This window comes from Phaeobacter gallaeciensis DSM 26640 (assembly GCF_000511385.1).
Lineage (GTDB): Bacteria > Pseudomonadota > Alphaproteobacteria > Rhodobacterales > Rhodobacteraceae > Phaeobacter > Phaeobacter gallaeciensis.
On sequence record NC_023137.1, the window covers coordinates 1349696 to 1374349 of the forward strand.

Consider the following 24654-nt stretch of genomic DNA (forward strand, 5'->3'; position numbering starts at 1 on the left):
CGCCCAAAGTCTATCGGGCGGGGGTTTTGTCAGTCGTTGATATCCCGATCGAAGTGTTTCACCTGACCTTTCGGCCCTTTGAAAAAGTGGCGCAAGGTAAGCCAGGCGATCAGGGAGAGGGTGGCGTAGATCAGCAGGAGCACGGGCAGGGTGATGGTGCCGGCCGGGGTGAGCGCCAGCAGCAGCCCCACAGCGACGGCCCCGATGGCAAACCCCACGAAGATGAACCCCGGCGCCAGAACCTCAACAATGGCGAGGCCGATGGCTATGGCGATCCAGACCCACCAGACCGAGAGCAGAGCGGTCATTTCCCGACACCTTTCAGCATGTTGAAGGCATTGCCGAAAGCTTCCAATGCGTTGGCAGGGACCAGAATGGTCTGCTTGCCATTGCCTGAACCAAGGGTGTTGAGCGCCTCGACCTGTTTCAGGGCAACCTGATACTGCGCCGCCTCCAGCCCGTTTTCGGCGATCGCTTTGGCAACCACCTCTGTTGCGTAGGCTTCAGCGTCGGCCTGAATGCGGCGGGCCTTGGCGGTCTGCTCGGCGGCGTAGAGTTCGGCGTCAGCCGCCAGCTCAACAGAGCGTTTCTGGCCCTCGGCCTCGGTCACCTGGGCGCGGCGGGCGCGTTCGGCATTGAGCTGCTGCAACATGGCGTCGCGGGTGGCCTGATCGAGGTTCACGTCGAGGATCTCGGCACGCGTCACCTCAATGCCCCAGTCATCGACGGCGCTTTCGACGCTGTTCTGGATCTGACCGATCAGCTGGGATCGGTTGGATTGCACCTCGTCCAGATCCATCTTGCCGATTTCGGCGCGCACGATCCCGGCCACGGTGGTGGCAATGGCGCCATCCACGTCACGGATGCGGTAGACGGTCTTTTCCGGCTCAAGAATGCGGTAGAAGACAGAGGTATCGATCTGCACCAGCACGTTGTCCTTGGTGATGGCGTCCTGGCTCGCATTGGGCAGCTGACGTTCCAGGATGGAGACCTTATGGGCGACGGAATCCAGCAGCGGCACGATGAAGTTGATGCCCGGCCCAAGCACCGCATGCAGGCGGCCAAAGCGTTCGACCACATATTTCTCTGACTGCGGCACGATGCGGATTCCCTTGAAAATCAGGATGATCAGGAAGATCGCGCCCAGAATGTAAATGATGTTCTGCGTCAGCAGGGATAGCAGCAATTCCTCGGTCATTATGCCTCGCAATGATGTTTGTATACTATGGTATTCAATTTGGCATTCCTCACGCCGAATTCAAGATCCGACGGTGGGGGTGCGGTCTGCATCTCTATGGCCGTTGCAATAGCGGCAAACAAGGGGAACACCACTGCGATAGGCGCATGACAGCGCGGGCAAGCCCTTTTGCCGATGACACGGGCCTTCGATGAGGGAGAGACCCATGCAGACTTGAAAACCGGGCCGGGATGGGGCACATCCGGCAAGTTCTGTTGATCCCACGAGGAGGGCGGAACACGGGGTCAGGTGGCAGGTGACCCCGATTGACATTCATTCGCTGCGGCGGGATCCCGCATATGACAGCCCCGAGGAAGATATCATGGCGCCGAAAATCTCATTCGACCTGAAAGCCACCGATGGCAAGGCCCGTACCGGGGTGATCAATACACCGCGCGGGGAGATCCGCACGCCTGCCTTCATGCCGGTTGGCACAGCCGCAACCGTAAAGGCGATGATGCCGGAGAGCGTGCGTGCGACCGGGGCGGATATCCTTTTGGGCAACACCTATCATCTGATGCTGCGCCCCACGGCGGAGCGGATCGACCGTTTGGGCGGGTTGCATAAGTTCATGAACTGGGATCGGCCGATCCTGACGGACAGTGGCGGGTTTCAGGTGATGTCGCTGGCGGGCCTGCGCAAGCTGACCGAGAAGGGCGTGACCTTCAAAAGCCATGTGGATGGCTCCAAGCACGAGCTGACGCCAGAGCGGTCGATGGAGATCCAGAAGCTGTTGGGATCCGATATCGTGATGTGTTTTGACGAATGCCCCGCGCTGCCTGCGGACCGCGACCGTATTGCTGAATCAATGCGCCTGTCGATGCGCTGGGCGGAGCGGAGCCGCGAGGCCTTTGGCGATCGACCCGGCCATGCGCTGTTTGGCATTATGCAGGGCGGGCTGGAGCAGGACCTGCGCGAGGAAAGCGCCGAGGCGCTGACGAAGATCGGTTTTGAGGGCTATGCAGTCGGCGGCCTTGCGGTCGGCGAGGGGCAGGAGGCGATGTTTGATTGCCTTGATTATGCCCCCGGTTTCCTGCCCGAGGACAAGCCGCGCTACCTGATGGGCGTGGGCAAACCCGATGATATCGTCGGCGCGGTGGCCCGTGGCATTGATATGATGGACTGCGTGTTGCCGTCGCGTTCTGGTCGGACGGGGCAGGCGTTCACCCGCTACGGTGTGGTGAATATCAAAAACGCCCGCCATCAGGATGACCCGCGCCCCTTGGATGAGAAGTGCTCCTGCCCGGCGTGCAGCAACTATTCCCGCGCCTATCTGCACCATGTGTTCCGCTCCAACGAGATGATCTCCGGCATGCTGCTGACCTGGCACAACCTGCATTACTTCCAGGAGATCATGCAGGGTATGCGCGACGCGATTGCAGCGGGGACGTTTGAGGCCTGGCAAAAGGACTTCCACGACACCCGCGCGCAAGGGGATATCGAGCGGCTTTGATCACAAGCCAAAATCGACTACGCACCAGCAGTGAATTTGAAATTACGTCTTTTTCTCCAGTATGGAATTGATCCGATGAATTTTTTGACACGCGTCACAGTTTGTTTGGGCACTGTCTTGAGCCTCTCTGCATGCATGGAGGGCGGCAGCTCATCATCCCGACCGCCTAAACAGCTGAGCTTTCAAGATGTTGCCGCGATGGAGCTCTATCAGCGCGGTGGCGATAGACCCTTTTTTGATGGTGGCCTTGCTGCCAAGAGAGTCTCGGCTGCAGTGATTTTTGTTCCAGGTGGTGCAGCGCGGCATGATGCCGTCAAGGGTAACGCCGTCTACTTTCAAGTTGCCGTAGACACATCAGAAAGCACTTTCCGTCCGCCTGAGCATTTGCCGAGCAGTGTTTTTGCCGGGCTATCAAAGCCTGAGCTGGTTGCCCTTCACAGTGACCTGACTTCGGGCCGGACGTCAGGGCGCGTCTTGGGACTGGCAAAAACGGCCGCACGCCAGACAATTTGTGCCGCTGGCACGGTGAGCCTTGATGACAGACCGATCCGCGAGGACGTTCCGTTGACACCCCGGCAACAGGCCCGTGTGAATGCGGCGCTAGGCGGTCGTTTGGATCGAATTCTGGAGATGAAAAAAGCGGACTTAGACCGGCTCGGAATTGGCTTTCTCCTGAATCGTGAAACCAGACCGGTACCGAATTTCTACTACAAAACTCATCGCTACAGCGGCACCAAATCAGCTTTACTGAGGATGAAATGCTTGTTCTAGGGAGGTGTGTCGGGCTTATTGCGCTATGTATTGCCGCGTGCAGCGGGCACGAGGTTACCAAACTCAATCCCTCCGTAGACCGGATCTCTGAGGAGGGATTGACCTATCCCTCCTCAGGGGTGACCTATCTGCACTGGGACAAGGGGCATGGCTACCAAGTCACCTACTACAGCGAAAAGCATGTCTGGCTTTGGTATCCCGGAAACAGGGCTGCGCTTCGTGGGGATTGGGTTCAAGAGTTTGTCGCGGGCGAGTATTATCTCTGCTTCACCTATCCTCACAGCTCCTACAATCCCGTGACGCGTGTTGTCGGTGGTCAAAAAGAATGCCAGTTGCAGACCGTTCTGGGTGGGGCGCTTGAGGGCGCGTTGGCTGGTGATGTGTACAACTTGTCATCGGGCATGGTTCCGTATGTGCTGCACAGGAACAAACGACCTGCAGAGTTTTGAGATGCGGGCAGACTGCGTTTGACACTGGTGGAGAGCCGCTTTGAAGCCTGGCAGAAGGGCTTTCACGACACGCGTGCGCAAGGAAATATTGAGCAGATGTAATCTAAGGTGCAGGGGCGAGCGTCGGCGTTTGTCTGTGGTCCACCTATGTTTTGCGAGTGTTGTCGAAAACTTGAGCGAATGTTCACCGGCGGGGCCCGCCCTGAACACCTTTGCGCCACAAATCAGCAGTGAACTGCGAGGCAGACATTTAACGACCCAAGTGGAGAGATCCGATGAATGACACGGCTTCGACTGGACTGGCGCATTGTTCGCTGATGATTTTGCTGGCTACGGGAGTGGCGATTTTTGCACTGATGGACGACCGCTCCGATCCTGCGGCGCGGGGCGGTAGCCTCGGTCATCTGAGTGTCACGGCCATCGACTAGCACAGCTGCGGATTTGGCCGGATGCCCTATGACAAATGGAGGGTCGGGCAGACCGGTTAACAGATGTTGCGAATGGGCGGCCTCTCGGGATCGTCTTTAATCATTTGGTATCTCTGTGCCCATTTGCGCCCTTGTGGTTCGGACGCGCTGAGGGCAATGTGATCCCAAACATTGAGGCACGGCGGTTGAAATCCTTCTCCTGCTGCACCAGATAAAAAAGCCAATGAGGAGACGCACCAAAGCTGCCGACTGATCGGGGCGGGGGCGTCTTGCCAAATCGAAGGACCGAGTATGCAAGAGCCACTCAATTCATCCTACCCCGTCCTGCCGCTGCGCGACATCGTTGTGTTCCCACATATGATCGTACCGCTATTTGTTGGGCGGGACAAATCTGTGCGTGCCTTGGAAGAGGTGATGACTGACGACAAGCAGATCCTGCTGTCCAGCCAGATCGACCCTGCGGAGGATGATCCGCAATCCGATGGCATTTATAATGTTGGCGTGCTGGCTAACGTGTTGCAGCTGCTGAAGCTGCCCGACGGCACCGTGAAGGTGTTGGTTGAAGGCCATGCGCGGGTGAAGATCACCGAATATCTGGAAAACGACAACTTCTTTGAAGCGCGCGCGGAATATCTGAACGAGATGCCCGGCGATGTGACCACCGTCGAGGCGCTGTTGCGCACAGTAGGCGATGAGTTCGAGCGCTATGCTAAGGTCCGTAAAAATATCCCGGAAGAGGCGCTGAGCGCCGTTGGCGAGACCACGGAGCCGGCCAAGCTGGCCGATCTGGTGGCCGGTCATCTGGGTATTGAGGTCGACAATAAGCAGGACCTGTTGGAGACTCTGTCGGTCTCTGAGCGTCTGGAGAAGGTCTATGGCCTGATGCAGGGCGAGCTGTCGGTGTTGCAGGTCGAGAAGAAGATCAAGACCCGCGTCAAGACGCAGATGGAGAAGACCCAGCGCGAATATTACCTGAATGAGCAGATGAAGGCCATTCAGAAGGAACTCGGCGACAGTGAGGACGGCTCTAACGAGGTGGCCGAGCTGGAGGCGAAGATCGCTGAAACCAAGCTGTCCAAAGAGGCGCGCGAAAAGTCTGAGGCCGAGCTGAAGAAGCTCAAGAACATGTCGCCGATGTCGGCCGAGGCCACAGTTGTGCGCAACTACCTTGACTGGATCCTGGCGCTGCCCTGGGGTACCAAATCGCGTGTGAAGAAAGACCTGAGCCGGGCGCAAGACATTCTGGACGCCGATCACTATGGTCTGGAAAAGGTCAAGGAGCGCATCGTTGAATATCTCGCGGTGCAGCAACGCTCTGCCAAGCTGAAAGGCCCGATCCTGTGCCTCGTTGGCCCACCGGGTGTTGGTAAGACCTCGCTTGGTAAATCCGTTGCCAAGGCGACCGGTCGCGAGTTTATCCGCATCTCCCTTGGGGGTGTGCGCGATGAGAGCGAGATCCGCGGTCACCGCCGGACCTACATCGGCTCGATGCCCGGTAAGATCATTCAGGCGCTGAAGAAGGCGAAGACCACCAACCCTCTGATCCTGCTCGATGAGATCGACAAGATGGGGCAGGATTTCCGCGGCGATCCGGCGAGCGCCATGCTGGAGGTGCTGGACCCGGAACAGAACGCGACCTTCATGGACCACTATCTGGAAGTGGAATATGACCTGTCGAACGTGATGTTCCTGACTACCTCGAACAGCTACAATATGCCTGGGCCGCTACTGGATCGGATGGAGATCATCCCGCTGTCGGGGTATACCGAGGACGAGAAGCGCGAGATCGCAAAGCAGCACCTGATTTCCAAGCAGGTGAAGAACCATGGTTTGAAGGCCAAGGAGTTCGAGCTGACCGATGAGGCGCTGACCGAGATCATCCGCACCTATACCCGCGAGGCGGGGGTGCGGAACCTGGAGCGGGAAATCGCCAAAGTGGCGCGGAAATCGCTGACCAAGATCGTGAAGAAAGAGGCGGAAACCGTATCTGTCACAGGCGATAATCTGGATGACTTCCTTGGTGTTGCGAAGTATCGCTACGGGCTGGCCGAGAAAGAGGATCAAGTCGGTGTTGTGACCGGTCTGGCGTACACATCGGTTGGCGGTGAACTGCTGAGCATTGAGGCGCTACGCCTTCCGGGCAAAGGTCGGATGAAGACCACCGGTAAGCTGGGCGATGTGATGAAGGAGTCGATTGAGGCGGCATCCAGCTATGTGCGCTCAATTTCGCCGCAGCTTGGGGTGAAGCCGCCGAAGTTTGACAAGATTGATATCCACGTGCACGTGCCAGATGGGGCCACGCCAAAGGATGGGCCAAGCGCTGGTCTGGCCATGGTGACGGCGATTGTGTCGGTGCTGACCGGCATTCCGGTGCGCAAGGACATCGCCATGACTGGCGAAGTGACACTGCGTGGGAACGCGACGGCGATTGGCGGCCTGAAGGAGAAACTGCTGGCGGCCCTGCGTGGTGGCATCAAGACGGTACTGATCCCGCAGGAGAACGAAAAAGACCTGCCAGATATCCCGGATAATGTGAAAGAGGGGCTTACCATCATCCCCGTCAGCCACGTGTCCGAGGTTCTGGAACATGCGCTGACCGCTACGCCCGAGCCGGTGGAGTGGGATGAGGCGGCAGAGGAAGCCGCCGCTGCCGCCGCCGCTAAGGCCGCACTGGGCACGCCCGACGACGCGGCTCGTATGATCTGAGATTGATCTCAATTGGACAAAAAATAATAAGGCGACCCTTTACGGGGTCGCCTTATTGCGATGTGTCGAAGAGTGGACTTGGAGCGCGGAAGTGTTTGTTACGATTGGGTGGACGGCTTTGAGCCCAGACTTTCATTCGAATGTCCGCGATAGGAACGTTGGCGACACAGATTTTTGTAGATGTGAATAGTACCAACCGGCAAGAGACGAACCGAACGAACGTTCATCTCAACTCGGCAGTGGACAGTCTCATGTCTTGTGATTGCAGAAAAGAAGCCGCTATCGCTTAACGCCCTTGGTTAAGGAAAAAGCGCCCCTCACTCGAACTGAATGCGAACCAACAGGTTAGGTTAGGTTAGTTGGCTCTGTGGTTGGAAGAATTTCTAAATCCAACTATTCGACAAGGCACTACTGCACTGCCATCACGTCCCATACTTTTCCAAATAACCCTTAGTTAAGGTAAAAGCGCCATGCTCTGCGGGAATGTAAAAGGAAGTTACGATGGCCCTATTCTTCAAGTCCGCCAAGTCCATGGTCAATGAACATGATGAACTTATCCGTGTTTTGGGGCGTTATGCAGGGGTAGGGCTTTGGGATGCCATCTTGCATGAAGGTGACGCAGCGGATCCATCTAGCAAGTGGTGGTGGTCTGGTGAGTTTCGGCGATTGCTGGGGTTCGATCCAGATGATGAAGCTGCGTTTCCAAATGAAATGACATCTTGGTCTGACCGGTTGCACCCTGAAGACGTCGAGCCAACATTCAATGCTTTTGGCGAACTACTTGCAGATACTTCTGGACGGTCTGGATACGACGTCACCTACCGTCTGCGAATGAAAGACAATACCTATCGGTGGTTCCAGGCTGTGGGTGGTGCCGTACGTGACGAAACGGGCGCACCGACCCGGGCCTGTGGCGCATTGATCGACGTTGACGAGCAGAAAAATCTGTCGGAACGCGCAACTGTTCTAGACACTAATGCAGGCGTCGGGCTTTGGGATGCGGTGTTACATGATGGTGACGCAACACATCCTGACAGCAAATGGACATGGTCTGACGAGTTCCGCCGTCTTGTCGGATTTGAACCTGGTGACCATGACGGATTTCCTAACCAGATGAATTCTTGGTCTGACCGGCTGCACCCGGAAGATGCTGGCCCCACCTTCGATGCTTTTGCAGCATGCCTGGGAGATGCCAGCGGCAATACCGGCTATGATCAAGAGTATCGTCTTATGATGCGGGATGGGGGCTACCGTTGGTTTCGTGCCATCGGCGGTGTTACACGCCACCCGGATGGAACACCGGCGAGAGCTTGTGGCACCCTGATCGACATCGACTTTGAAAAACAAGCAGCCGCGAATGCGAGCAGGGCAGACAAGCTGCGCGCCGATCAACTCGCGGGAATAGCCGAGAACCTGAATAGTTCGGTCGCGAGCGCAGCAGAAAATGCAACCGCCAACGCACAGTCGGTAGCTGCCTCAACGGAAGAGCTTACTGTCGCCGTTTCAACCATTTTGCAACATGCGAATGATGCGACTGCCAGATCCAGCGAGGCATCGAGTAAAGCAGATGAGACATACCGTGCCGTCACATTGTTGAGCGAAGGTGTCGAAAAAATTGGAGCAATTGTTGACATGATCAACAATATTTCAATGCAAACAAATCTGCTCGCGCTCAATGCTTCGGTTGAAGCATCGCGTGCCGGTGATGCCGGAAAGGGCTTCGCAGTGGTTGCACACGAAGTGCGTGGCCTCGCGACACAGACAGGCGCTGCAACGGATCAGATTGGGACCCAGTTATCCTCCCTTCAGAGTGATGCCAAAGAGGCAGTCGCTGCAATCAAAAGCATTGCCGAAACACTGGGGGAGTCGACCAAGGCAACAGAGACAATAGCCCGAGGGATCGCCGAACAGGACACCGCCACGCGTCAAATCTCAGACGGCACACGCGGCGTCGTCAACGCCATTGATCTTGTTTCGAACAATATCACGGCAGCGGCCCAAAGCATTATGGACGAAAACAATCTCGATCACTCGGGCACATTGTCATCATTCGACGCAAGCATCCGGACGGAACTGCCAATTGCGTCATAGTTCAGTGCTGAGAAGACAGTTTGAGACTAGCGGTTGTCCTGAAACATACTGTCAGCAATGGCTGCGTCAGATCAAGGTCCACCTTTATACGTATGATTTCCTTCGTAATTGCGAAGGCAGTGTTTTGACGCGCTTGGCAGACGTTCAAAGTGGCAAGGTCTCTGACGATTTCTACAGGTGAGTGGGTCTTCGGCTCTAGTTACGTTGCTCGCTCGGTTTTTTGATGTCTCAGCACATCGGGAATGGGGTTCTTCACTCAAGGTGATTATTGGGCGATGCGCAGGCGGGCGCTATTTCATTCACGAGTGATATCCTCATAGTCGCCCATCCGCAGATAGGCATATTCGCGGTAGAGTTTGATGGTTGGGCGCAGACCAAAGAGGATCGACCCGATCAGAAACAGCCAGGTGGCGACATAGGTCGTGGCTTCCTGAAAAAACAGCGCACTGCCCACCACGAACAGCACCGCAGCCGAGACGTCGACAATGGTGTAGGCAATTTCGCAATAGGCGTATATCTTCTTGTGCTGGTCGCTGCGATTGCGATTGTCTGGGTGAAACATGGGCATGCGGGGCTCCTGGTGGTGTTCTTTTGTGCTGCTGTCATCAAACGCCTGAATGGCGGTTTGGTTCAACACCTGTCTGCAGGCTGGATCCGCTGGGCACAAAAAAGGGCAACCCATCTGGGCTGCCCTAGTCGCATTTCCCCGACCAAATCAGGGTTTTCCGTCTTGCGCCCCCAGGAGGGGTGTCGCCGTTGCTTAGGCGGCCTTTGGCGTCATTTTCGCCTGCACGGTGGCGATGGCGACCGCGTCGGGGCTGACATCATCTGCGGCCGCCTGCGTCAGGATTGCCGCCATGGTCACCTCAAGCGCCTCCAGCCGGTCGGCAACAAAGCTGTTGCGGTTGCGAATCTTCTGGATTTCGGTTGCGACATTGATGATGCCGCCACCATTGGCCACGAAATCGGGGGCGTAGAGAATGCCGCGCTGGTGCAGGGCCGTTGCGTCCGCAGGGGAGGCAAGCTGGTTGTTGGCGCCGCCGGCCACCAGAGCCACCTTCAGCTGAGGAATGGTGTTGCTGTTGAGAATGCCACCAATGGCGCAGGGGGCAAAGATATCCGCCTCAACGGCGTAGATCTCATCCGGGGCAACGGCTGTGGCGCCGAAGGCCTCGACGGCACGGGTGACCTGAGCCATGTTCACATCAGTGACGATCAGCTTGGCGCCAGCCTTGTTGAGGAAGTCGCAGAGATACCAGCCCACGTGACCAAGCCCCTGAACGGAGACAACCCGATCGGTGAGGTCGATTTCCCCGGTCTTGTGCTCCCATGCGGTGCGGATGGCGTTGAAGATGCCGCGGGCGGTGATTGGCGAGGGGTCGCCGGAGGCGTATTCCCCATCGGCCAACCCGGCGACGGAGGTGGTTTCCTCGGCCAGGATCGCCATATCTTCGGGGCTCATGCCCATGTCTTCGGCGGTGATGTAACGGCCATTCAGACTGTCGATGGCACGGGCAAAGGCGCGCAGCAGTTCGGGTGTTTTCTGGGTTGCGGGGTCGCCAATGATGACAGCCTTGCCACCGCCAAGCGCAAGGCCTGCGGCCGCGTTCTTGTAGGTCATGCCTTCGCTCAGGCGTTTGACATCGGTCAGCGCCTCTTCGGCGCTGGCATAGGGGCGCATCCGCAGACCACCTGCCGCTGGACCGAGTAGTGTGGAATGCACAGCGATAAAACCAGTGAGGCCGACCGAGGTATCCTCGACGCGGTAGACTTCTTCATGTGTCGAGGTGGCGACGGGGGTGAGTGTGGCTGTCATTTTTGGATTGCTCCTCCATTTCGCCAGATAATACCCTCAGGGAACCGCGGGTTTTCTCCAAAATGGCGCGCCTTGATTGTAAAGTTTAGAGATTTACGCTAATATAGGTTAGAAAATTAGAGGAAATACGTGGATAACATCGATCGTAAGATACTGGCCGCTCTTCAGGAAAACGGGCGGATCAAGATCGCCGAACTGGCGGAGAAGGTTGGCCTTTCCGCGACGCCCTGCGCCCGGCGGGTTGCCAATCTGGAAGAGAGCGGGGTGATTTCGGGCTATTCAGCGCGGGTGAATCAGACTGAGGTGGGGCTACCGGTCACCATCTTTGTCGCCGTGGAGCTGGAGCGCCAGTCCACCGAGGGGCTGCAGGCCTTTGAGGCGGCGGTGCGGCGCTTTGATCAGGTGATGGAATGCTATCTGATGACCGGGAGCCGGGATATTTTGCTGCGTGTGGTGGCGCAGGACTTGACCGATTTCGACCGGTTTCTCGAACATCGGCTGATGCGCGTTCCGGGCATCCGCAACACCCGATCCAGCTTCACCCTGCGCACAATGATCTGTCGCAATGTGTTGCCGCTGGAGTAGCGCAGGTTTTGGGGCAAAGCGCTGGGTCGAAAACCCCGGTGCGCCGGATTTTTTCGCATCCCCCCTCTTGCAGCGGCGCGCGGCGGGCGGTATCACCGCGCTCAAGGGTGATTAGCTCAGTGGTAGAGCGCTTCGTTCACATCGAAGATGTCAGGAGTTCAAATCTCTTATCACCCACCATTCTCTCTCAATTTGATAGTTTGATGTGTCTGCAGACGGCGCGCTGTCTTGTTGCGCGCGCTCTTCCCTGCCTCGGAAAACCTGTCTAGATGTTGCGACAACGCCAAAGGGCGAAGCAGCAATGAGGGCAGGCATGGCATATCCGAAAATCTGGTTTCTGCGGCATGGGCAGACGGAATGGAATGCCGAAGGGCGCATCCAAGGCCAGCTGGAATCAAAACTCAGCCCCCTGGGGATAGAACACGCCCAACAGCAAGCCAGTCTGATGGCGCCGATTCTGGCGCAGGGACCGACCTGCATTGTCTCGCCGCTGGGGCGGGCACAGCAGACCGCGCGAATTGCGCTTGGTGGTCAGCCCTATACCACCGATGCGCGGCTTGCCGAGGCGCAGGCCGGCGTGTTTCAGGGCATGACCCGGGAGGAGGTGGAAGCTGAGTATCCGGAAATCTACGCCGCCAATCCGCTGAGCCTGGATCTGTTCTGTGCGGCGCCGAAGGGCGAAGGGTATGCTGCGTTTCAGGCCCGGATTGAGGCCTTTCTGAACGGGCTGAGCGAACCGACTGTGGTGGTGGCGCATGGGCTGTGGGGGCAGGTTCTGCGCGGGCTGATCTGCGGGCTGTCGCGCGCGGAAATGGCGGCGCTGCCGAATGAACAGGGTTGTATCTATGAGCTGTCGCAGGGCAGGGAGCAGGTGCTGCGACAGGAGGAGAATTCGCAGGTGTAATTTTTTCGCAGTTTTCTGCGATTTACCTCTTGCGTCCAGCGCGGGGTTTCTCTAAATCCGCGCTCACCGGGTCGTTAGCTCAGTTGGTAGAGCGCTTCGTTTACACCGAAGATGTCGGGAGTTCGAGCCTCTCACGACCCACCATTACCCCCTTGAAAATGCTCGTATATTGCTCTGCCAACGCTTGGCTGTCGACCTGTTGGGTGTGGCCTGAGGTTAACCGCTGACTTCCGTAGGTTATCATATTTTTGATCATTGATCGTCGCATGACGGCTGGATTTGCCGGTAACACGATCTCACGCTAGGCTGCTGGTTCTCCCCTGATGATTTTATCAGCTACGTCGGGAGAATTTGTAACCATTGTATGATTTGGAGTTTATGTGATGACGTATAAGGCAATCCTCTCAATTGCGGTGTCTGTCCTGCTGGCCATGCCGGTCGCGGGGGAGGCGGGGTCTTTCAAACATGTGAAGACCGAGGCCGATTTCCTCGCGCTGGTCAGTGGTAAAACTCTGAGCGCCGACTGGGGAAGCATGCAGATTCTGCCCAATGGGAAGATCAAGGGAAAGACCAAGCAAGGTAAGATGGTCGGCGCCTGGCAATGGAATGGCAGTTTGTGGTGCCGCAATGTGCGGATTGGCAAGCAGCCGGAGCGGGGGACCGATTGTCAGAAAATCGGCGTCTCTGGAAATCAGCTGCAGTTTATCCGTGAGCAGGGCCGGGGTACGGCCGGTGTGATGATGATTTCCAACTGATCCGCACAAGGATCGTCACGGGCGGGTCAACCACGTCCGTGGCGCGCTGCGGTGGCGATGAGATTGATGTGATCTGATAGAGCGCGCGTGGTGTGTGTCTTGTTGGTGGCTGTGACTGGGTTTCCACAGGGGAATGTAGAAAAAACAATACCTTGAGGCGCAAAGCAGAGGGGTAGGTGTTTTTTTTCACGGAAACCCGAGAAAATGCCAAAACACCGCTTGACGATCCCTCGGTGCTGGGAATATTACAGCCCAACATTCAGCGGCGACGTTGGATGGAACAGCAAGCGGTTGTAGCTCAGTTGGTTAGAGTACCGGCCTGTCACGCCGGGGGTCGCGGGTTCGAGCCCCGTCAACCGCGCCACTGCTGTCCGCCCCGGATCCGGGTTAAGGGATCCAGATGAAAGTAAATGCGCGGTTGTAGCTCAGTTGGTTAGAGTACCGGCCTGTCACGCCGGGGGTCGCGGGTTCGAGCCCCGTCAACCGCGCCACTTTCATACGTTGCCCTGACGATCAGGGTCCGCCCCGGAGGGGATATATACGTCAGGCGCTTGCGTCTGATCTGCCGAAAGGCCCATGCGCGGTTGTAGCTCAGTTGGTTAGAGTACCGGCCTGTCACGCCGGGGGTCGCGGGTTCGAGTCCCGTCAACCGCGCCACTTTCTTCCAGAATTTCGGATGAACGCACCCTTCTTTGGAAGGGTTTTTGCGTTTGTGGCTGCGTACTTGGCGGTTGCAGATGCCTGCCGGGCGGGGCGTGGTGCGCGCCGGGCGCACACCACTGGTTTTGTTATGTCTTGGTCAGCGCATCCAGCACGCGAGCCCAAGAGCGGATGCCTTTGTGGAAGCTCTCCAGATCGTATTTCTCATTGGGGGAGTGGATGGCGTCGTCTTCATTGGCAAAGCCGATCAGCATTGCATCCATACCCAGAATCGATTTGAAAAAGCCGGCAATGGGGATGGATCCGCCCATGCCGCAGAACACGGCCTCGCGGTTCCATTCATCCGACAGTGCACCACGAGCGGCCTCAAATTCAGGGCGGGAGATATTCATCACCGAGGCGCGCGAGCCTTCCAGATCATTGTCCCATTTGACCTGAGTGTCTGGCTTCAGCCGGTCCTCGACATGTTTGCGGATCTTCTGGCGCAGGGCGTCCGGGTCCATGTCGCCAACCAGACGGCAGGTGATCTTGCAATGCGCCTCGGACGGGATCACGGTTTTGGACCCCGCACCATTGTAGCCGCCCCAGAGGCCGTTCACTTCCAGTGTTGGACGGGCCCATTGCTGTTCCAGCACAGAGCGGTCTTTCTCACCGTGGGCCTGCGTGTAGCCTGCATTCGAGAGATAGTCCTGCTCTTCAAACCCGCAACCTTCCCACTGGCGCAGCTGGTCCTCGGGCACCTCTTGCACGCCCTCATAGAATCCGTCGACCGCGACCTTGCCGGTGTCCTCGTCATAGAAAGACGCCACAATGCGGCTGAGTTCGCGCAAGGGGTTGAGGCCGGGGCCACCGTAATGGCCAGAGTGCAGGTCAATTCGGGGGCCAATCAGGGTGAATTCGTCCTTCAGCATGCCGCGCAGTTGTGAGGAAATGGACGGCACGCCACGTGACACCATGGAGGTGTCGCAGATCAGCGCCAGATCCGCCTTCAGCTCAGCGGCGTGCTGTTCCATGAAGGGCACCAGCGAGGGCGAGCCGCTTTCTTCTTCACCTTCAAAGAAGAAGGTGATGCGGCAGGGCAGGGAGCCGTTCACCGTCTGCCAGGCGCGGCAGGCCTCGACAAAGGTCATCAGCTGGCCCTTGTCATCGGACGCGCCACGACCACGGATAACGGTGCCGTGCGCGGTCTCTTCCAGCTGCGGTTCAAACGGTGGGGTGTTCCAAAGCTCCAGCGGATCCACTGGCTGTACGTCGTAGTGACCGTAAAACAGGACGTGCGGCAGTGAGTCGTCCTGCGGCCCGAAGTGACCAACCACCATTGGATGGCCGGGGGTGGCGCGCTTTTCCGCGTCGATCCCAATGGAGCGCAGGTCCGCCACCAGCCAGTCGGCAGCCTTGTCGCAGTCTTCCTTGTAAGCGGGATCGGTCGAAATCGACTGGATGCGCAGCAAGTCCATCAACCGTTGGGTGGCGGCATCAAGATCGGTGTCAATGCGGTCCAGGACGTCGTTCAGTGACATATTCAGGAGGCTCCTGCTGTTGTTGATTGCTGTTTGCCGGACCCTAACAGCGCCTGTCGGCAGGGGCCAGAGCAGCGCAAAATGGTCCGGGCAGACGGGGATGCGTCGGATTGTAGCGTCAAACAGGCGTTACAATTCTTGCTGCCCGGGGCGCAAAGGTCTATTTGACCTGCATCAAGGCTGGTTCGGTCCCTTCGGCGTATTTGATTGATCAAACGGAGGGTTCGGGTTATTTATTCGGTAACGTGAATATATCAGCCTGACCACAGCTTGCACCAGATCCGTTGGTGCCAACTATGCCATGGAGATGCCGGTGGACTATACCGCGAAACTCGACCAAGCGATTGATCAGCTCCACACGGAAGGTCGCTACCGGACATTCATCGACATTGAACGGCAGAACGGGCAGTTCCCCCATGCCGTCTGGACCCGTCCGGATGGCAGCAAGCAGGATATCACCGTCTGGTGTGGCAATGACTATCTTGGCATGGGGCAGCATCCCGTTGTGCTGGAGGCTATGCATGGCGCCATCGATGCTACCGGCGCAGGGTCCGGTGGCACCCGCAATATCTCGGGCACCACAGTTTATCACAAGCAGCTGGAGGCCGAGCTGGCCGATCTGCACCAGAAAGAAGCGGCGCTGCTGTTCACCTCTGCCTATATCGCGAATGATGCAACGCTCAGTACCCTGCCGAAACTATTTCCGGGACTGATCATTTTCTCCGATGCCCTGAATCATGCCTCCATGATTGAGGGTGTGCGCCGCAATGGCGGGGCGAAACGCATTTTCCGTCACAACGATGTGGCGCATCTGCGAAAATTGCTGGCAGCGGCGGACCCTGCTGCGCCCAAACTGATCGCCTTTGAATCGGTCTACTCCATGGATGGGGATTTTGGTCCAATCGCTGAGATCTGTGATCTGGCGGAGGAATTTGGCGCGCTCACCTATATCGATGAGGTCCATGCGGTTGGCATGTATGGCGCGCGCGGCGGTGGTGTCACTGAGCGGGATGGTCTGATTGACCGCATCGACATTGTGAACGGCACCCTGGCCAAGGCCTATGGTGTGATGGGCGGCTATATCGCCGCATCGGCAAAAATGTGTGATGCCATCCGCTCTTACGCGCCGGGCTTCATCTTCACCACCTCGCTGGCGCCGACGGTTGCAGCAGGGGCGGCAGCATCGGTTGCCTATCTTAAGACCGCGCCGGAATTGCGCGAACAGCACCAGCTGCAGGCCCGTATCCTGAAAATGCGCCTGAAGGGGCTCGGCCTGCCGATCATGGACCATGGAAGCCATATTGTGCCGGTGATCGTTGGCAACCCAGTTCATACCCAGAAACTGAGTGATATGCTGTTGTCGGATCACGGGATTTATGTGCAGCCGATCAACTTCCCGACGGTGCCGCGCGGCACTGAACGGCTGCGCTTTACCCCGTCGCCAGTGCATGGTCCGAAAGAGATCGACGCACTGGTTAAGGCAATGGACGCGCTCTGGTCTCATTGTGCGCTGAATCGTGCCGAAATGGCGGGCTGAATCATAGCTCTGTGTCAAATTGGTAAGATTATGGTAGTATGGTCGTAATCAAAGGGCGCAGGCGAATCGCATTAGGCGAGTCCATGACGTCCTGAATGTCGAATACGGCAGGCTAAAATGGGACAGCAGGCATGATCGGGCGCCTTACTCAGCGCAAATCGAAGACGCACGACGAATCGACGGGGCCACGTAGCTTTGACGATTATGAGCTTCGATTGGGTGACATTATGCGCGGTGAGCGAGCCACGATGGGTAAGTCGCTGCTGGATGTCCAACGTGAGCTGAGGATCAAAGCTTCCTATATCGCTGCGATTGAAAATTCTGACCCGACTGTCTTTGACACGCCGGGTTTTATTGCGGGCTATGTGCGCTCTTATGCGCGCTATCTCAATATGGACCCTGACACCACGTTCGACAGCTTCTGTCAGGAGAGCGGGTTTCAGGTGGCACATGGCATGTCGGCGGAGGCCTCGGTAAGGAAAGCCGCGGGTGCGCCCATCGCCTCCGGCATGGGCGGGCTGCGCAGTGATGCCTTCACCTCTCCCAACACCCCCTTTGTTCCGGCCACGGGCGGCTTGTTCAGCCAGATCGAGTTCCGTGCTCTCGGCTCACTTGCGGTGCTGGTGGCGCTGATTGGCGGCATCGGCTACGGCGGCTGGGCGGTCCTTAAAGAGGTGCAGCAGGTGCAGATGGCACCGGTAGAGCAAACCCCCATTGTGTTGGCTGATCTGGATCCGCTGGCGGGAGCCACCCGCGACGCGGAGGTCCAGAATGAGGATCCCGCACTGGAGGCGCTCGACCGGCTTTACCGCCCGCAAGCGCTGGATGTGCCGCTGTTGGTGCCTCGTGACGGTCCGATTGCCACCCTTGATCCGCGCGGTTTTGGAAATTTTGCCATGCCGGAGCTGCCGTCGGTTGTGCTGGCGGATGCCAGCCTCAGCTCCGAGGCACCTTTGCCCGCGATGCCGCAGGTTGTTGAAGAGACGGCACCGGCCCTGCAGATGGTTGCAGTGCGCCCCTCCTGGGTGCAGGTCACCGCCGTGGATGGCAGTGTGATTTTTGAAACCATCATGGAGCCCGGCCAGCATTTTGAAATCCCCGCCACCGAAGAGGCCCCGCTGCTGCGCACAGGCGAAAGTGGTGCGATCTATTTTGCCGTGAACGGCGCCCACTACGGACCGGTCGGCGATCGCGGGCAGGTGACTAAAAATGTGGTGCTTTCCTCAGATGCGCTCACTGAGCGTTTTGCGCTCGCCGATCTCAGCGAAGATCGCAACAGCGCGCTGGCCACGCTTGTGGCGGAGTTGCAGGCGAGCAGCCTGTCCGTCGACCCGGTCGAGGCCATCACCGAGTAGATCACTGGTACGCTAATCGGCAATTGGTTGGTGTGCGGCACCCATCCATCTCATCTACAGCATTGATCGGATCGCCCGCCCGCTTGCGACATCTGGCCCGATCCTTGCAGGAATGCCCAGCCACCATTGAAGCTGCGCCAGACTGCGCGTATCTATGCCCGGAACCCTGAACAGTGCGGACCGGACCTCTCATGTCGATCAACCATATTCGCCCCTGGCGCCATATCGAACGCCGCAAGAGCCGCCAGATCCATGTGGGTAATGTGCCCATCGGGGGTGATGCGCCGATTGCTGTGCAGACCATGACCAATACGCTGACCACCGATGTGCCAGCAACAGTGGCGCAGGTGCAGGCCGCAGCCGAGGCCGGCGCTGATATCGTGCGTGTCTCTGTCCCGGATGAAGCCTCATCCAAGGCGCTGAAGGAAATCGTCCGCGAAAGCCCGGTGCCGATCGTCGCCGATATCCATTTTCACTACAAACGCGGGATTGAGGCAGCAGAGGCTGGAGCCGCCTGCCTGCGCATCAATCCGGGCAATATCGGTGATGAGAAACGCGTGGCCGAGGTGATCCGTGCCGCCAAGGATCACAATTGCTCGATCCGTATCGGGGTGAATGCCGGGTCCCTGGAAAAGCATCTCCTCGACAAATACGGTGAGCCTTGCCCGGAGGCGATGGTGGAATCTGGCCTCGACCATATCCGCATTCTTCAGGACCATGATTTCCACGAATTCAAAATCTCGGTGAAGGCCTCTGACGTCTTCATGTCGGCGGCAGCCTATCAGCAGCTGGCTGAGGCCACCGATGCGCCGATCCACCTAGGCATCACAGAGGCGGGCGGCTTTGTTTCCGGCACCATCAAGTCCGCGATTGGTCTGGGGCAACTCCTGTGGATGGGCATTGGCGACACCCTGCGCGTTAGCCTGTCCGCTGATCCGGTGGAGGAGGTGAAGGTCGGGTTCGAGATCCTCAAATCCCTCGGCCTGCGTCATCGCGGCGTCAATATCATCTCCTGTCCAAGCTGTGCGCGGCAGGGGTTTGATGTGATCAAGACGGTGGAGAGGCTGGAGAAACGGCTGGAGCACATCAAGACCCCAATGAGCCTCTCGATTATTGGCTGCGTGGTGAATGGTCCGGGTGAGGCGCTGATGACGGATGTCGGCTTCACCGGCGGCGGGGCCGGCTCCGGCATGGTCTATCTGGCAGGCAAAGCCAGCCATAAGATGACCAACGATCAGATGGTGGATCACATCGTTGAGGAGGTCGAGAAAAAAGCCGCTCAACTCGATACCGAGGCGGCTGCTGCTGAATAGGCCGTGACATTCAATGAAAAGTCAAAAAAACGGCGCTGATATCAGCGCCCTTTTCTCTTGTCCGTTCCGCCTGTCGTCTTTCCTGAAATACTCCGGGGGTCTGGGGGCTGGCCCCCAGTCTAGCCTGTGTCTGGGGGCTGGCCCCCAGTTTAACCTGTCTCCGGGGGAACTGTCGTGATTGGCGATCAGCTGCGTTTGTCGCGGATATCGGCGACCATGATCTCCATCTGATCGGCAGGCAGATAACCACGCAGCAACTCATCGCCCAGCACAAATGTAGGGGTTCCCGAGATTGCGAGCTGTTGAGCCAATGCGCGTGTCTCCTGAAGCTGACGCGCGATTTCCGGGTCTGACATTCGCTCCAAGATTGCATCAGCGTCCAGATCCAGCCCGTCGGCCAGACGGCGCAGGGTGCCTTCATTGGGTTCGCCGCTAAGGGTGATCAGCGCATCATGCACGTCCTTATAGGCGTCATCGCCTGCGACCAGACGGGTCGCAATGGCAAAACGAGAGGTCAGCACCGAGGCCTCACCCAGAATAGGAAATTCCTTGATGATCAAGCGGATATTGCCATCGCCTGACACCAGTTGTTCAACCTCGGGGGCGGCGCGTCGGCAGTAGCCACAGCGGTAGTCCATGAATTCGACCAGAGTGATATCACCATCGGGATTGCCACCGACCCAGGAATAGCCGTCGTCATGCAGCGCGGTCAGGTTTTCGGCAACCAGCGCATCATCGCGAGCGGCCTCATCGGCGGCCTGCTGCTGTTCCAGCTTGTTGACGGCCTCCAGGATCACCTCCGGGTTTTCCAGCAGATAAGCACGGACCTCTTCGCCAAAGGCAGCGCGTTCATCTGCGCTCATGCTGCTCAGATCAAGCGCCTGAGCGGCCGGGGCGGCGAGCAGCCCAAAGGCCAGTGCCGCGGCAGAAACGGCGGGGAGGCGGGTCAAACGGGTCATCTCGATTTCCTTTTTTCATTTTGTTCAGCGGCGATCAGCACGTCTTGCGCGCGCCGCCAGGCAGTGGATCCGGTGGGCAGCTGGGCGGTTGCACGTTTGGCGTGCAGCCCGGCATCTTTCAGTCGACCCTGTAGCGCATAGCGTTCGGCGGTGGCCAGCGCAGCCATGCCGGATTGGCCAAGTTTCGCGTAGGCCTGCGCCATATCACGTAGCATGGCGGCATTGCGGAAATCCCGCGCGCGCGCGGCTTCCAGTGACTTTAGCGCCGCCTTAGGCTGACCCGCTGCAAGTTGCGCACGCCCCAGGCTGGCGAGGATCAGCGGATCACGCCCCGCCTGTTGTACCGCCCGGCTATAGGCTGCCAGCGCTGGCTTCCAGCGTCGATTTTCCATCAGGATCTGGCCCTTCAGCTCCTGATAGTAGGGGTCGGAGGGGCGCAGGGCGAGGGCGCTGTCGATTGCGCGCAGAGCCTTGTTCAGGTTGTTGCGGCGATGGTGTGCAATGGCCTCCCGCATCAGACGCACATCCTTGTAGGGCTCATCCTTGATCCGGCGCAGGGTCCATTTGGGGGAGCGGGTGAAGGCCGACAGCTTGCCACGCACCCGCGCGAACCAATAGATCGCATTGGCATCGGGTTTGGCTGTGTCGCCGTGGCTGGCGAGATACGCTTCGGCGGCGCGGATCCGGTCCCGGCTCAGCGGATGCGAGCGCATATAGGGATCTTGATTGACGGGGCTCAGCAGCTCCTGTCCGGCAAAGATCTTGTGCACATCAACCAGCCCGCGCGGGCTGACCCCGGCGCGTTGCAGAATACCGGCAGCAGTGCGGTCGGCGGAGGCTTCTTCGGCGCGGGTATGGGCGAGAAATCCGCGCAGGGCAGAGGATTGCGTGCCAAGCGCAATACCAGCGGCGGCCTCGCCCGCGCCAGCAGCGGCGGCAAGCACGGCAAGGGCTGCGCCAAGGCCAGCCGCAGAGCGGGCAGAGCGCATGTTCTGCATCCGCCGCGACAGGTGGCCATTGGTGATATGAGCCGCCTCATGGGCGATCACGGCCTGTAGCATCTCGGGGCGATCTACCTTCAGGATCAGTCCGTAATGTATGAAAATCGTTTGCGAATCCACGACGAACGCGTTGAAGGATCCATCGTTGACCACCAACACCCGGACCCGTTTGGCATTCAGACCTGCGGCACGTAGCACAGGGGCTGCCAGCTCATTCAGGCCGCGTTCTATGTCGGGATCCCGCAGCAGCGAGATCGACGCAGCCTGTGCCGATGAGGCCAAGGTGCTTGCGACAAAGCACAAAGCCGCAAGTGCCAGAGCCGGGATTGACGCGAGGCGGGAGAAGCGGTCAAAGGTCATGGCCGCACCATGGGAGATCAACATGCGAAACTCAAGCCGGTCCAACGTCGATCCCTTCATTGTGATGGATGTGATGGACGCCGCGCGTCAGGCCGAGGAAGCTGGCCGTCACATCATCCATATGGAGGTGGGCCAACCCTCAACCGGCGCGCCTGTTGCCGCGCGTGAGGCTCTGGCAGAGGCTTTGGATCACGACAGCCTGGGCTACACCGTGGCGCTGGGTCTGCCTGCGCTGCGCAAGCGGATCGCGCAGTTGTATGGTGAGTGGTATAATGTCGATCTGAACCCGGAGCGGGTGGTGATTACCCCCGGTTCCTCCGGGGCGTTCCTGCTCAGCTTTACGGCGCTGTTTGACAGTGGCGACCGGGTGGGGATCGGCGCGCCGGGCTATCCGTCCTACCGGCAGATCCTGCATGCGTTGGGGCTGACGCCGGTGGATATTGAGACCTCTCTGGATCACCGCCTACAGCCGGTGCCGCAGGATTTGACCGGTCTGGATCTGGCCGGGCTGATGGTGGCCTCACCGGCCAACCCCACCGGCACTATGCTGGACAAATCTGCGATGACGGCCCTGATCGATGCGGCACAGGCGCAGGGGGCGGCCTTTATCTCTGATGAGATTTACCATGGCATCGAATATGAGGCTAAGGCAGTCACCGCACTTGAGGTGACGGATGATTGCTATGTGATCAATTCGTTTTCCAAGTATTTCTCCATGACCGGCTGGCGCGTCGGCTGGATGGTGGTGCCGGAGGATCACGTACGGGTGGTCGAGCGGATCGCCCAGAACATGTTCATCTGCGCGCCCCATGCCAGTCAGGTAGCTGCCTTGGCGGCGATGGATTGCGGCGAGGAACTGGAGGGCAATCTGGCGGTCTATGCTCGCAATCGTGCGCTGATGCTGGAGGGGCTGCCAAAGGCCGGGTTCAGCCGCATCGCGCCGCCGGATGGGGCGTTTTATGTCTATGCGGATGTCTCTGATCTGACCGAGGATAGCCGCGCCTTTGCCAAGGAAATTCTGGATGAGGCCGGGGTGGCAGTGACGCCGGGGCTGGATTTTGATCCCAAGCGGGGAGCGACCACGTTGCGGTTTTCCTACGCGCGCTCCACCGCCGATATAGAGGAAGGTCTGGCACGGCTGACCACCTTCATGGCGGCGCGGAGATGCTAGGTCTCTGACCCTGAACATCGGGCAGGCTGGGCCGCAGGATGAGGCTGGCCATCCGGTCCCGCAATGGCCTAGTCTGCCAGCAAAATACCTGCGCAGCCACGGCCGCGCATCCTCTTCCCGTGCTCAGGATCGGGCGAAACGGGGCGTGCAAAACAGCATAATGGGCAGAGCAGTAGCCATGAGCAGAAAAACAATGGTCCTCGCGGGTTTGCTGCCGATCTTGGTGGCGGCACCGCTGGCGGCGCAGGACGCCGCTGAGGCGATCAGCGCGCCGGCACCGCAGGTGGTCTCGCAGGCAACACAGGGCTTCAGCGGCCTTGCACGGGTAGAGCCGCAGGACACTCGGGCAGAGGATCGCCGCTCCGGCACGGATATCACCCTCGGGCTTAGCCAGGGTGTGCCGTATCGGCTGTTCACGCTGGACGCGCCGCCACGTGTGGTGCTGGATTTTCAGGAGGTCGACTGGAGCGGCTTGGCGGCTGAGGCATTGACCACTGAAGATGGCATCACAGCTGCCCAATTTGGCACCTACGTGCCGGGGTGGTCCCGTTTGGTGCTGGAACTCGCGCGCCCGATGCAGATTGAGACGGCGGCGATGGACATCGATCCGGTGACGGCGGCGGCCCAACTGTCGGTGGCCTTGCGCCAGACCTCGGCCGAGGAATTTGTCGCTACGACCGGCGCGCCGCGCGATGCCCGCTGGGATCTGCCTGCGCCCACCCCGATGATCGCGCGCGAAGCCAAGGATTCGCTGGCGCCTCTGCTGATCGTGATCGATCCGGGGCATGGCGGTATTGATCCGGGGGCGGAGGCCTTCCTTCAGGGGGGGCTGGTGCAGGAAAAGGATTTGATGCTGCAATTCGCCATTGAACTGGGGGAAATGCTGGTCCGCTCAGGGCAGTTCAATGTCCAGCTGACGCGGGATGACGACTATTTTGTCTCGCTAGAGCGGCGGATTGCGCTGGCGCATCAGGCCAAGGCGGATCTGTTTCTGTCGCTGCATGCTGACAGCCTGTCGGAGGGGCGTGCCCATGGCACCACGGTTTATACGCTCTCTGAGGATGCCTCCGATGCGGCCTCTGCGACGCTGGTCGAGCGGCAGGAACGGGGCGATCTGCTGGCGGGGACCGATCTGAGCAAGGCGGACGACCGGGTGACGGATGTGCTCTTGGATCTGGCACGGGTAGAGACCCATCCCCGCAGTCAGGCGCTGGCGCGGGCATTGGTAGAAGGGTTGAAAAGCCAAGGCGGAGCAATGAACCGCCGACCGCTGCGCGAAGCCGGGTTTTCTGTGCTAAAATCAGCCGATATCCCATCGGCTCTGGTGGAAGTTGGTTTTCTGTCCAGCCCCCGCGATCTTGCCAATCTGATGGACCCGGACTGGCGTGAGCGCACGGCGCGGGGCATTCTGAACGGGCTGTTGTCCTGGCGCATCGCGGATGAGGCGACCCGCCCGCTGGTGCGTCAATAACCTCCGCTGGTCGGTCATTTCCACTGGTCACACCCTCTGTCGATGTCGGTCGGCTGCGTGAGAGCGGAACCAATGAGGCGGATGTGAGGTTTGGTATCCGGGGACAGCCCGT

General features: G+C 58.8%; 21 protein-coding genes and 5 tRNA genes. 19 read left to right on the plus strand and 7 right to left on the minus strand.

The window, feature by feature from the left end; translation table 11 throughout:
- Nucleotides 1-29 precede the first annotated feature (29 nt).
- Nucleotides 30-308, minus strand: coding sequence for an NfeD family protein (locus GAL_RS06555; RefSeq protein WP_024096798.1), 279 nt, complete (start codon nt 306-308; stop codon nt 30-32).
- The gene (locus GAL_RS06560; protein WP_024096799.1) at nt 305-1198 is read right to left on the minus strand and encodes an SPFH domain-containing protein; all 894 of its coding nucleotides are present in this window, start codon (nt 1196-1198) and stop codon (nt 305-307) included. Before GAL_RS06560 ends, GAL_RS06555 begins: the two co-directional genes overlap by 4 nt.
- 361 nt (nt 1199-1559) lie before the next feature.
- Here GAL_RS06560 and tgt point away from each other — a divergent pair, with 361 nt between their 5' ends.
- The 6 genes from tgt (at nt 1560) to GAL_RS06585 (ending at nt 9135) form a co-directional block, all read left to right on the plus strand.
- Complete coding sequence (tgt, locus tag GAL_RS06565) at nt 1560-2690, plus strand: tRNA guanosine(34) transglycosylase Tgt (RefSeq protein ID WP_024096800.1); 1131 nt, start codon at nt 1560-1562, stop codon at nt 2688-2690.
- 75 nt (nt 2691-2765) lie between these two features.
- Entirely contained in the window at nt 2766-3461 is a 696-nt protein-coding gene (locus GAL_RS06570; RefSeq protein ID WP_024096801.1) for a hypothetical protein, read from the plus strand.
- Nucleotides 3462-3559: 98 nt separating this feature from the next.
- Nucleotides 3560-3910 (plus strand): hypothetical protein, encoded by a 351-nt coding sequence (locus GAL_RS06575; RefSeq protein ID WP_244462736.1) that lies wholly within the window; start codon nt 3560-3562, stop codon nt 3908-3910.
- Between the two features lie 275 nt (nt 3911-4185).
- Nucleotides 4186-4338 (plus strand): hypothetical protein, encoded by a 153-nt coding sequence (locus GAL_RS22455; protein ID WP_024096803.1) that lies wholly within the window; start codon nt 4186-4188, stop codon nt 4336-4338.
- A 291-nt stretch (nt 4339-4629) separates the two neighbouring features.
- Complete coding sequence (lon, locus tag GAL_RS06580; RefSeq protein WP_024096804.1) at nt 4630-7044, plus strand: endopeptidase La; 2415 nt, start codon at nt 4630-4632, stop codon at nt 7042-7044.
- A gap of 501 nt (nt 7045-7545) precedes the next feature.
- The gene (locus tag GAL_RS06585; RefSeq protein WP_024096805.1) at nt 7546-9135 is read left to right on the plus strand and encodes a methyl-accepting chemotaxis protein; all 1590 of its coding nucleotides are present in this window, start codon (nt 7546-7548) and stop codon (nt 9133-9135) included.
- Nucleotides 9136-9430: 295 nt separating this feature from the next.
- Here the strand turns inward: GAL_RS06585 and GAL_RS06590 are convergent, their stop codons facing one another.
- Both GAL_RS06590 and GAL_RS06595 read right to left on the minus strand, forming a co-directional pair.
- Nucleotides 9431-9703, minus strand: a complete 273-nt coding sequence (locus GAL_RS06590) for a YrhK family protein (RefSeq protein ID WP_024096806.1) — start codon at nt 9701-9703, stop codon at nt 9431-9433.
- Nucleotides 9704-9895: 192 nt separating this feature from the next.
- Complete coding sequence (locus GAL_RS06595) at nt 9896-10951, minus strand: Leu/Phe/Val dehydrogenase (protein WP_024096807.1); 1056 nt, start codon at nt 10949-10951, stop codon at nt 9896-9898.
- A gap of 129 nt (nt 10952-11080) precedes the next feature.
- Here GAL_RS06595 and GAL_RS06600 point away from each other — a divergent pair, with 129 nt between their 5' ends.
- From GAL_RS06600 to GAL_RS06635, 8 genes are all read left to right on the plus strand, one after another.
- The gene (locus GAL_RS06600) at nt 11081-11536 is read left to right on the plus strand and encodes an Lrp/AsnC family transcriptional regulator (RefSeq protein ID WP_024096808.1); all 456 of its coding nucleotides are present in this window, start codon (nt 11081-11083) and stop codon (nt 11534-11536) included.
- Nucleotides 11537-11641: 105 nt separating this feature from the next.
- A tRNA-Val gene (locus GAL_RS06605) sits at nt 11642-11716 on the plus strand.
- A gap of 133 nt (nt 11717-11849) precedes the next feature.
- Nucleotides 11850-12440: a histidine phosphatase family protein gene (locus GAL_RS06610; protein ID WP_024096809.1), complete on the plus strand. Its 591-nt coding sequence runs from the start codon at nt 11850-11852 to the stop codon at nt 12438-12440.
- A gap of 68 nt (nt 12441-12508) precedes the next feature.
- Nucleotides 12509-12584 (plus strand) — tRNA-Val (locus GAL_RS06615).
- A 239-nt stretch (nt 12585-12823) separates the two neighbouring features.
- Entirely contained in the window at nt 12824-13195 is a 372-nt protein-coding gene (locus tag GAL_RS06620) for a hypothetical protein (protein WP_024096810.1), read from the plus strand.
- Between the two features lie 287 nt (nt 13196-13482).
- Nucleotides 13483-13559, plus strand: a tRNA-Asp gene (locus GAL_RS06625).
- Nucleotides 13560-13609: 50 nt separating this feature from the next.
- Nucleotides 13610-13686 (plus strand) — tRNA-Asp (locus GAL_RS06630).
- A gap of 89 nt (nt 13687-13775) precedes the next feature.
- Nucleotides 13776-13852, plus strand: a tRNA-Asp gene (locus tag GAL_RS06635).
- Nucleotides 13853-13983: 131 nt separating this feature from the next.
- On the opposite strand, the gene GAL_RS06640 is transcribed toward GAL_RS06635, so the two are convergent.
- Nucleotides 13984-15375 carry a M20/M25/M40 family metallo-hydrolase gene (locus GAL_RS06640; protein WP_024096811.1) on the minus strand — a complete coding sequence of 464 codons (1392 nt, stop codon included), beginning with the start codon at nt 15373-15375 and terminating at the stop codon, nt 13984-13986.
- 301 nt (nt 15376-15676) lie between these two features.
- On the opposite strand from GAL_RS06640, the gene hemA reads away from it, so the two are divergent.
- From hemA to ispG, 3 genes are all read left to right on the plus strand, one after another.
- Entirely contained in the window at nt 15677-16912 is a 1236-nt protein-coding gene (hemA, locus tag GAL_RS06645; protein ID WP_174888025.1) for a 5-aminolevulinate synthase, read from the plus strand.
- A 131-nt stretch (nt 16913-17043) separates the two neighbouring features.
- Nucleotides 17044-18267 (plus strand): helix-turn-helix domain-containing protein, encoded by a 1224-nt coding sequence (locus GAL_RS06650; RefSeq protein ID WP_024096813.1) that lies wholly within the window; start codon nt 17044-17046, stop codon nt 18265-18267.
- Nucleotides 18268-18458: 191 nt separating this feature from the next.
- Entirely contained in the window at nt 18459-19580 is a 1122-nt protein-coding gene (gene ispG / locus GAL_RS06655; protein WP_024096814.1) for a flavodoxin-dependent (E)-4-hydroxy-3-methylbut-2-enyl-diphosphate synthase, read from the plus strand.
- A 185-nt stretch (nt 19581-19765) separates the two neighbouring features.
- On the opposite strand, the gene GAL_RS06660 is transcribed toward ispG, so the two are convergent.
- Entirely contained in the window at nt 19766-20539 is a 774-nt protein-coding gene (locus GAL_RS06660) for a DsbA family protein (RefSeq protein ID WP_024096816.1), read from the minus strand.
- The gene (locus GAL_RS06665) at nt 20536-21924 is read right to left on the minus strand and encodes a M48 family metalloprotease (protein ID WP_040103957.1); all 1389 of its coding nucleotides are present in this window, start codon (nt 21922-21924) and stop codon (nt 20536-20538) included. Before GAL_RS06665 ends, GAL_RS06660 begins: the two co-directional genes overlap by 4 nt.
- On the opposite strand from GAL_RS06665, the gene GAL_RS06670 reads away from it, so the two are divergent.
- Together GAL_RS06670 and GAL_RS06675 are read left to right on the plus strand one after the other, a co-directional pair.
- Nucleotides 21923-23071, plus strand: coding sequence for a pyridoxal phosphate-dependent aminotransferase (locus tag GAL_RS06670; RefSeq protein WP_024096818.1), 1149 nt, complete (start codon nt 21923-21925; stop codon nt 23069-23071). The genes GAL_RS06665 and GAL_RS06670 overlap by 2 nt on opposite strands.
- Before the next feature lie 160 nt (nt 23072-23231).
- The gene (locus tag GAL_RS06675; protein WP_040103958.1) at nt 23232-24542 is read left to right on the plus strand and encodes an N-acetylmuramoyl-L-alanine amidase; all 1311 of its coding nucleotides are present in this window, start codon (nt 23232-23234) and stop codon (nt 24540-24542) included.
- The last annotated feature ends 112 nt before the right edge of the window (nt 24543-24654 follow it).

Bases quoted from the DNA above. Each gene is read 5' to 3' on its own strand.
- GAL_RS06585 (WP_024096805.1), top strand. From the start codon at position 7,546: ATGGCCCTATTCTTCAAGTCCGCCAAGTCCATGGTCAATGAACATGAT.
- GAL_RS22455 (WP_024096803.1), top strand. From the start codon at position 4,186: ATGAATGACACGGCTTCGACTGGACTGGCGCATTGTTCGCTGATGATT.
- GAL_RS06640 (WP_024096811.1), bottom strand. From the start codon at position 15,375: ATGTCACTGAACGACGTCCTGGACCGCATTGACACCGATCTTGATGCC.
- GAL_RS06590 (WP_024096806.1), bottom strand. From the start codon at position 9,703: ATGCCCATGTTTCACCCAGACAATCGCAATCGCAGCGACCAGCACAAG.
- GAL_RS06660 (WP_024096816.1), bottom strand. From the start codon at position 20,539: ATGACCCGTTTGACCCGCCTCCCCGCCGTTTCTGCCGCGGCACTGGCC.
- GAL_RS06665 (WP_040103957.1), bottom strand. From the start codon at position 21,924: ATGTTGATCTCCCATGGTGCGGCCATGACCTTTGACCGCTTCTCCCGC.
- GAL_RS06620 (WP_024096810.1), top strand. From the start codon at position 12,824: ATGACGTATAAGGCAATCCTCTCAATTGCGGTGTCTGTCCTGCTGGCC.
- lon (WP_024096804.1), top strand. From the start codon at position 4,630: ATGCAAGAGCCACTCAATTCATCCTACCCCGTCCTGCCGCTGCGCGAC.
- hemA (WP_174888025.1), top strand. From the start codon at position 15,677: ATGGAGATGCCGGTGGACTATACCGCGAAACTCGACCAAGCGATTGAT.
- GAL_RS06650 (WP_024096813.1), top strand. From the start codon at position 17,044: ATGATCGGGCGCCTTACTCAGCGCAAATCGAAGACGCACGACGAATCG.
- tgt (WP_024096800.1), top strand. From the start codon at position 1,560: ATGGCGCCGAAAATCTCATTCGACCTGAAAGCCACCGATGGCAAGGCC.
- ispG (WP_024096814.1), top strand. From the start codon at position 18,459: ATGTCGATCAACCATATTCGCCCCTGGCGCCATATCGAACGCCGCAAG.
- GAL_RS06610 (WP_024096809.1), top strand. From the start codon at position 11,850: ATGGCATATCCGAAAATCTGGTTTCTGCGGCATGGGCAGACGGAATGG.
- GAL_RS06675 (WP_040103958.1), top strand. From the start codon at position 23,232: ATGGGCAGAGCAGTAGCCATGAGCAGAAAAACAATGGTCCTCGCGGGT.
- GAL_RS06560 (WP_024096799.1), bottom strand. From the start codon at position 1,198: ATGACCGAGGAATTGCTGCTATCCCTGCTGACGCAGAACATCATTTAC.
- GAL_RS06595 (WP_024096807.1), bottom strand. From the start codon at position 10,951: ATGACAGCCACACTCACCCCCGTCGCCACCTCGACACATGAAGAAGTC.
- GAL_RS06555 (WP_024096798.1), bottom strand. From the start codon at position 308: ATGACCGCTCTGCTCTCGGTCTGGTGGGTCTGGATCGCCATAGCCATC.
- GAL_RS06670 (WP_024096818.1), top strand. From the start codon at position 21,923: ATGCGAAACTCAAGCCGGTCCAACGTCGATCCCTTCATTGTGATGGAT.
- GAL_RS06570 (WP_024096801.1), top strand. From the start codon at position 2,766: ATGAATTTTTTGACACGCGTCACAGTTTGTTTGGGCACTGTCTTGAGC.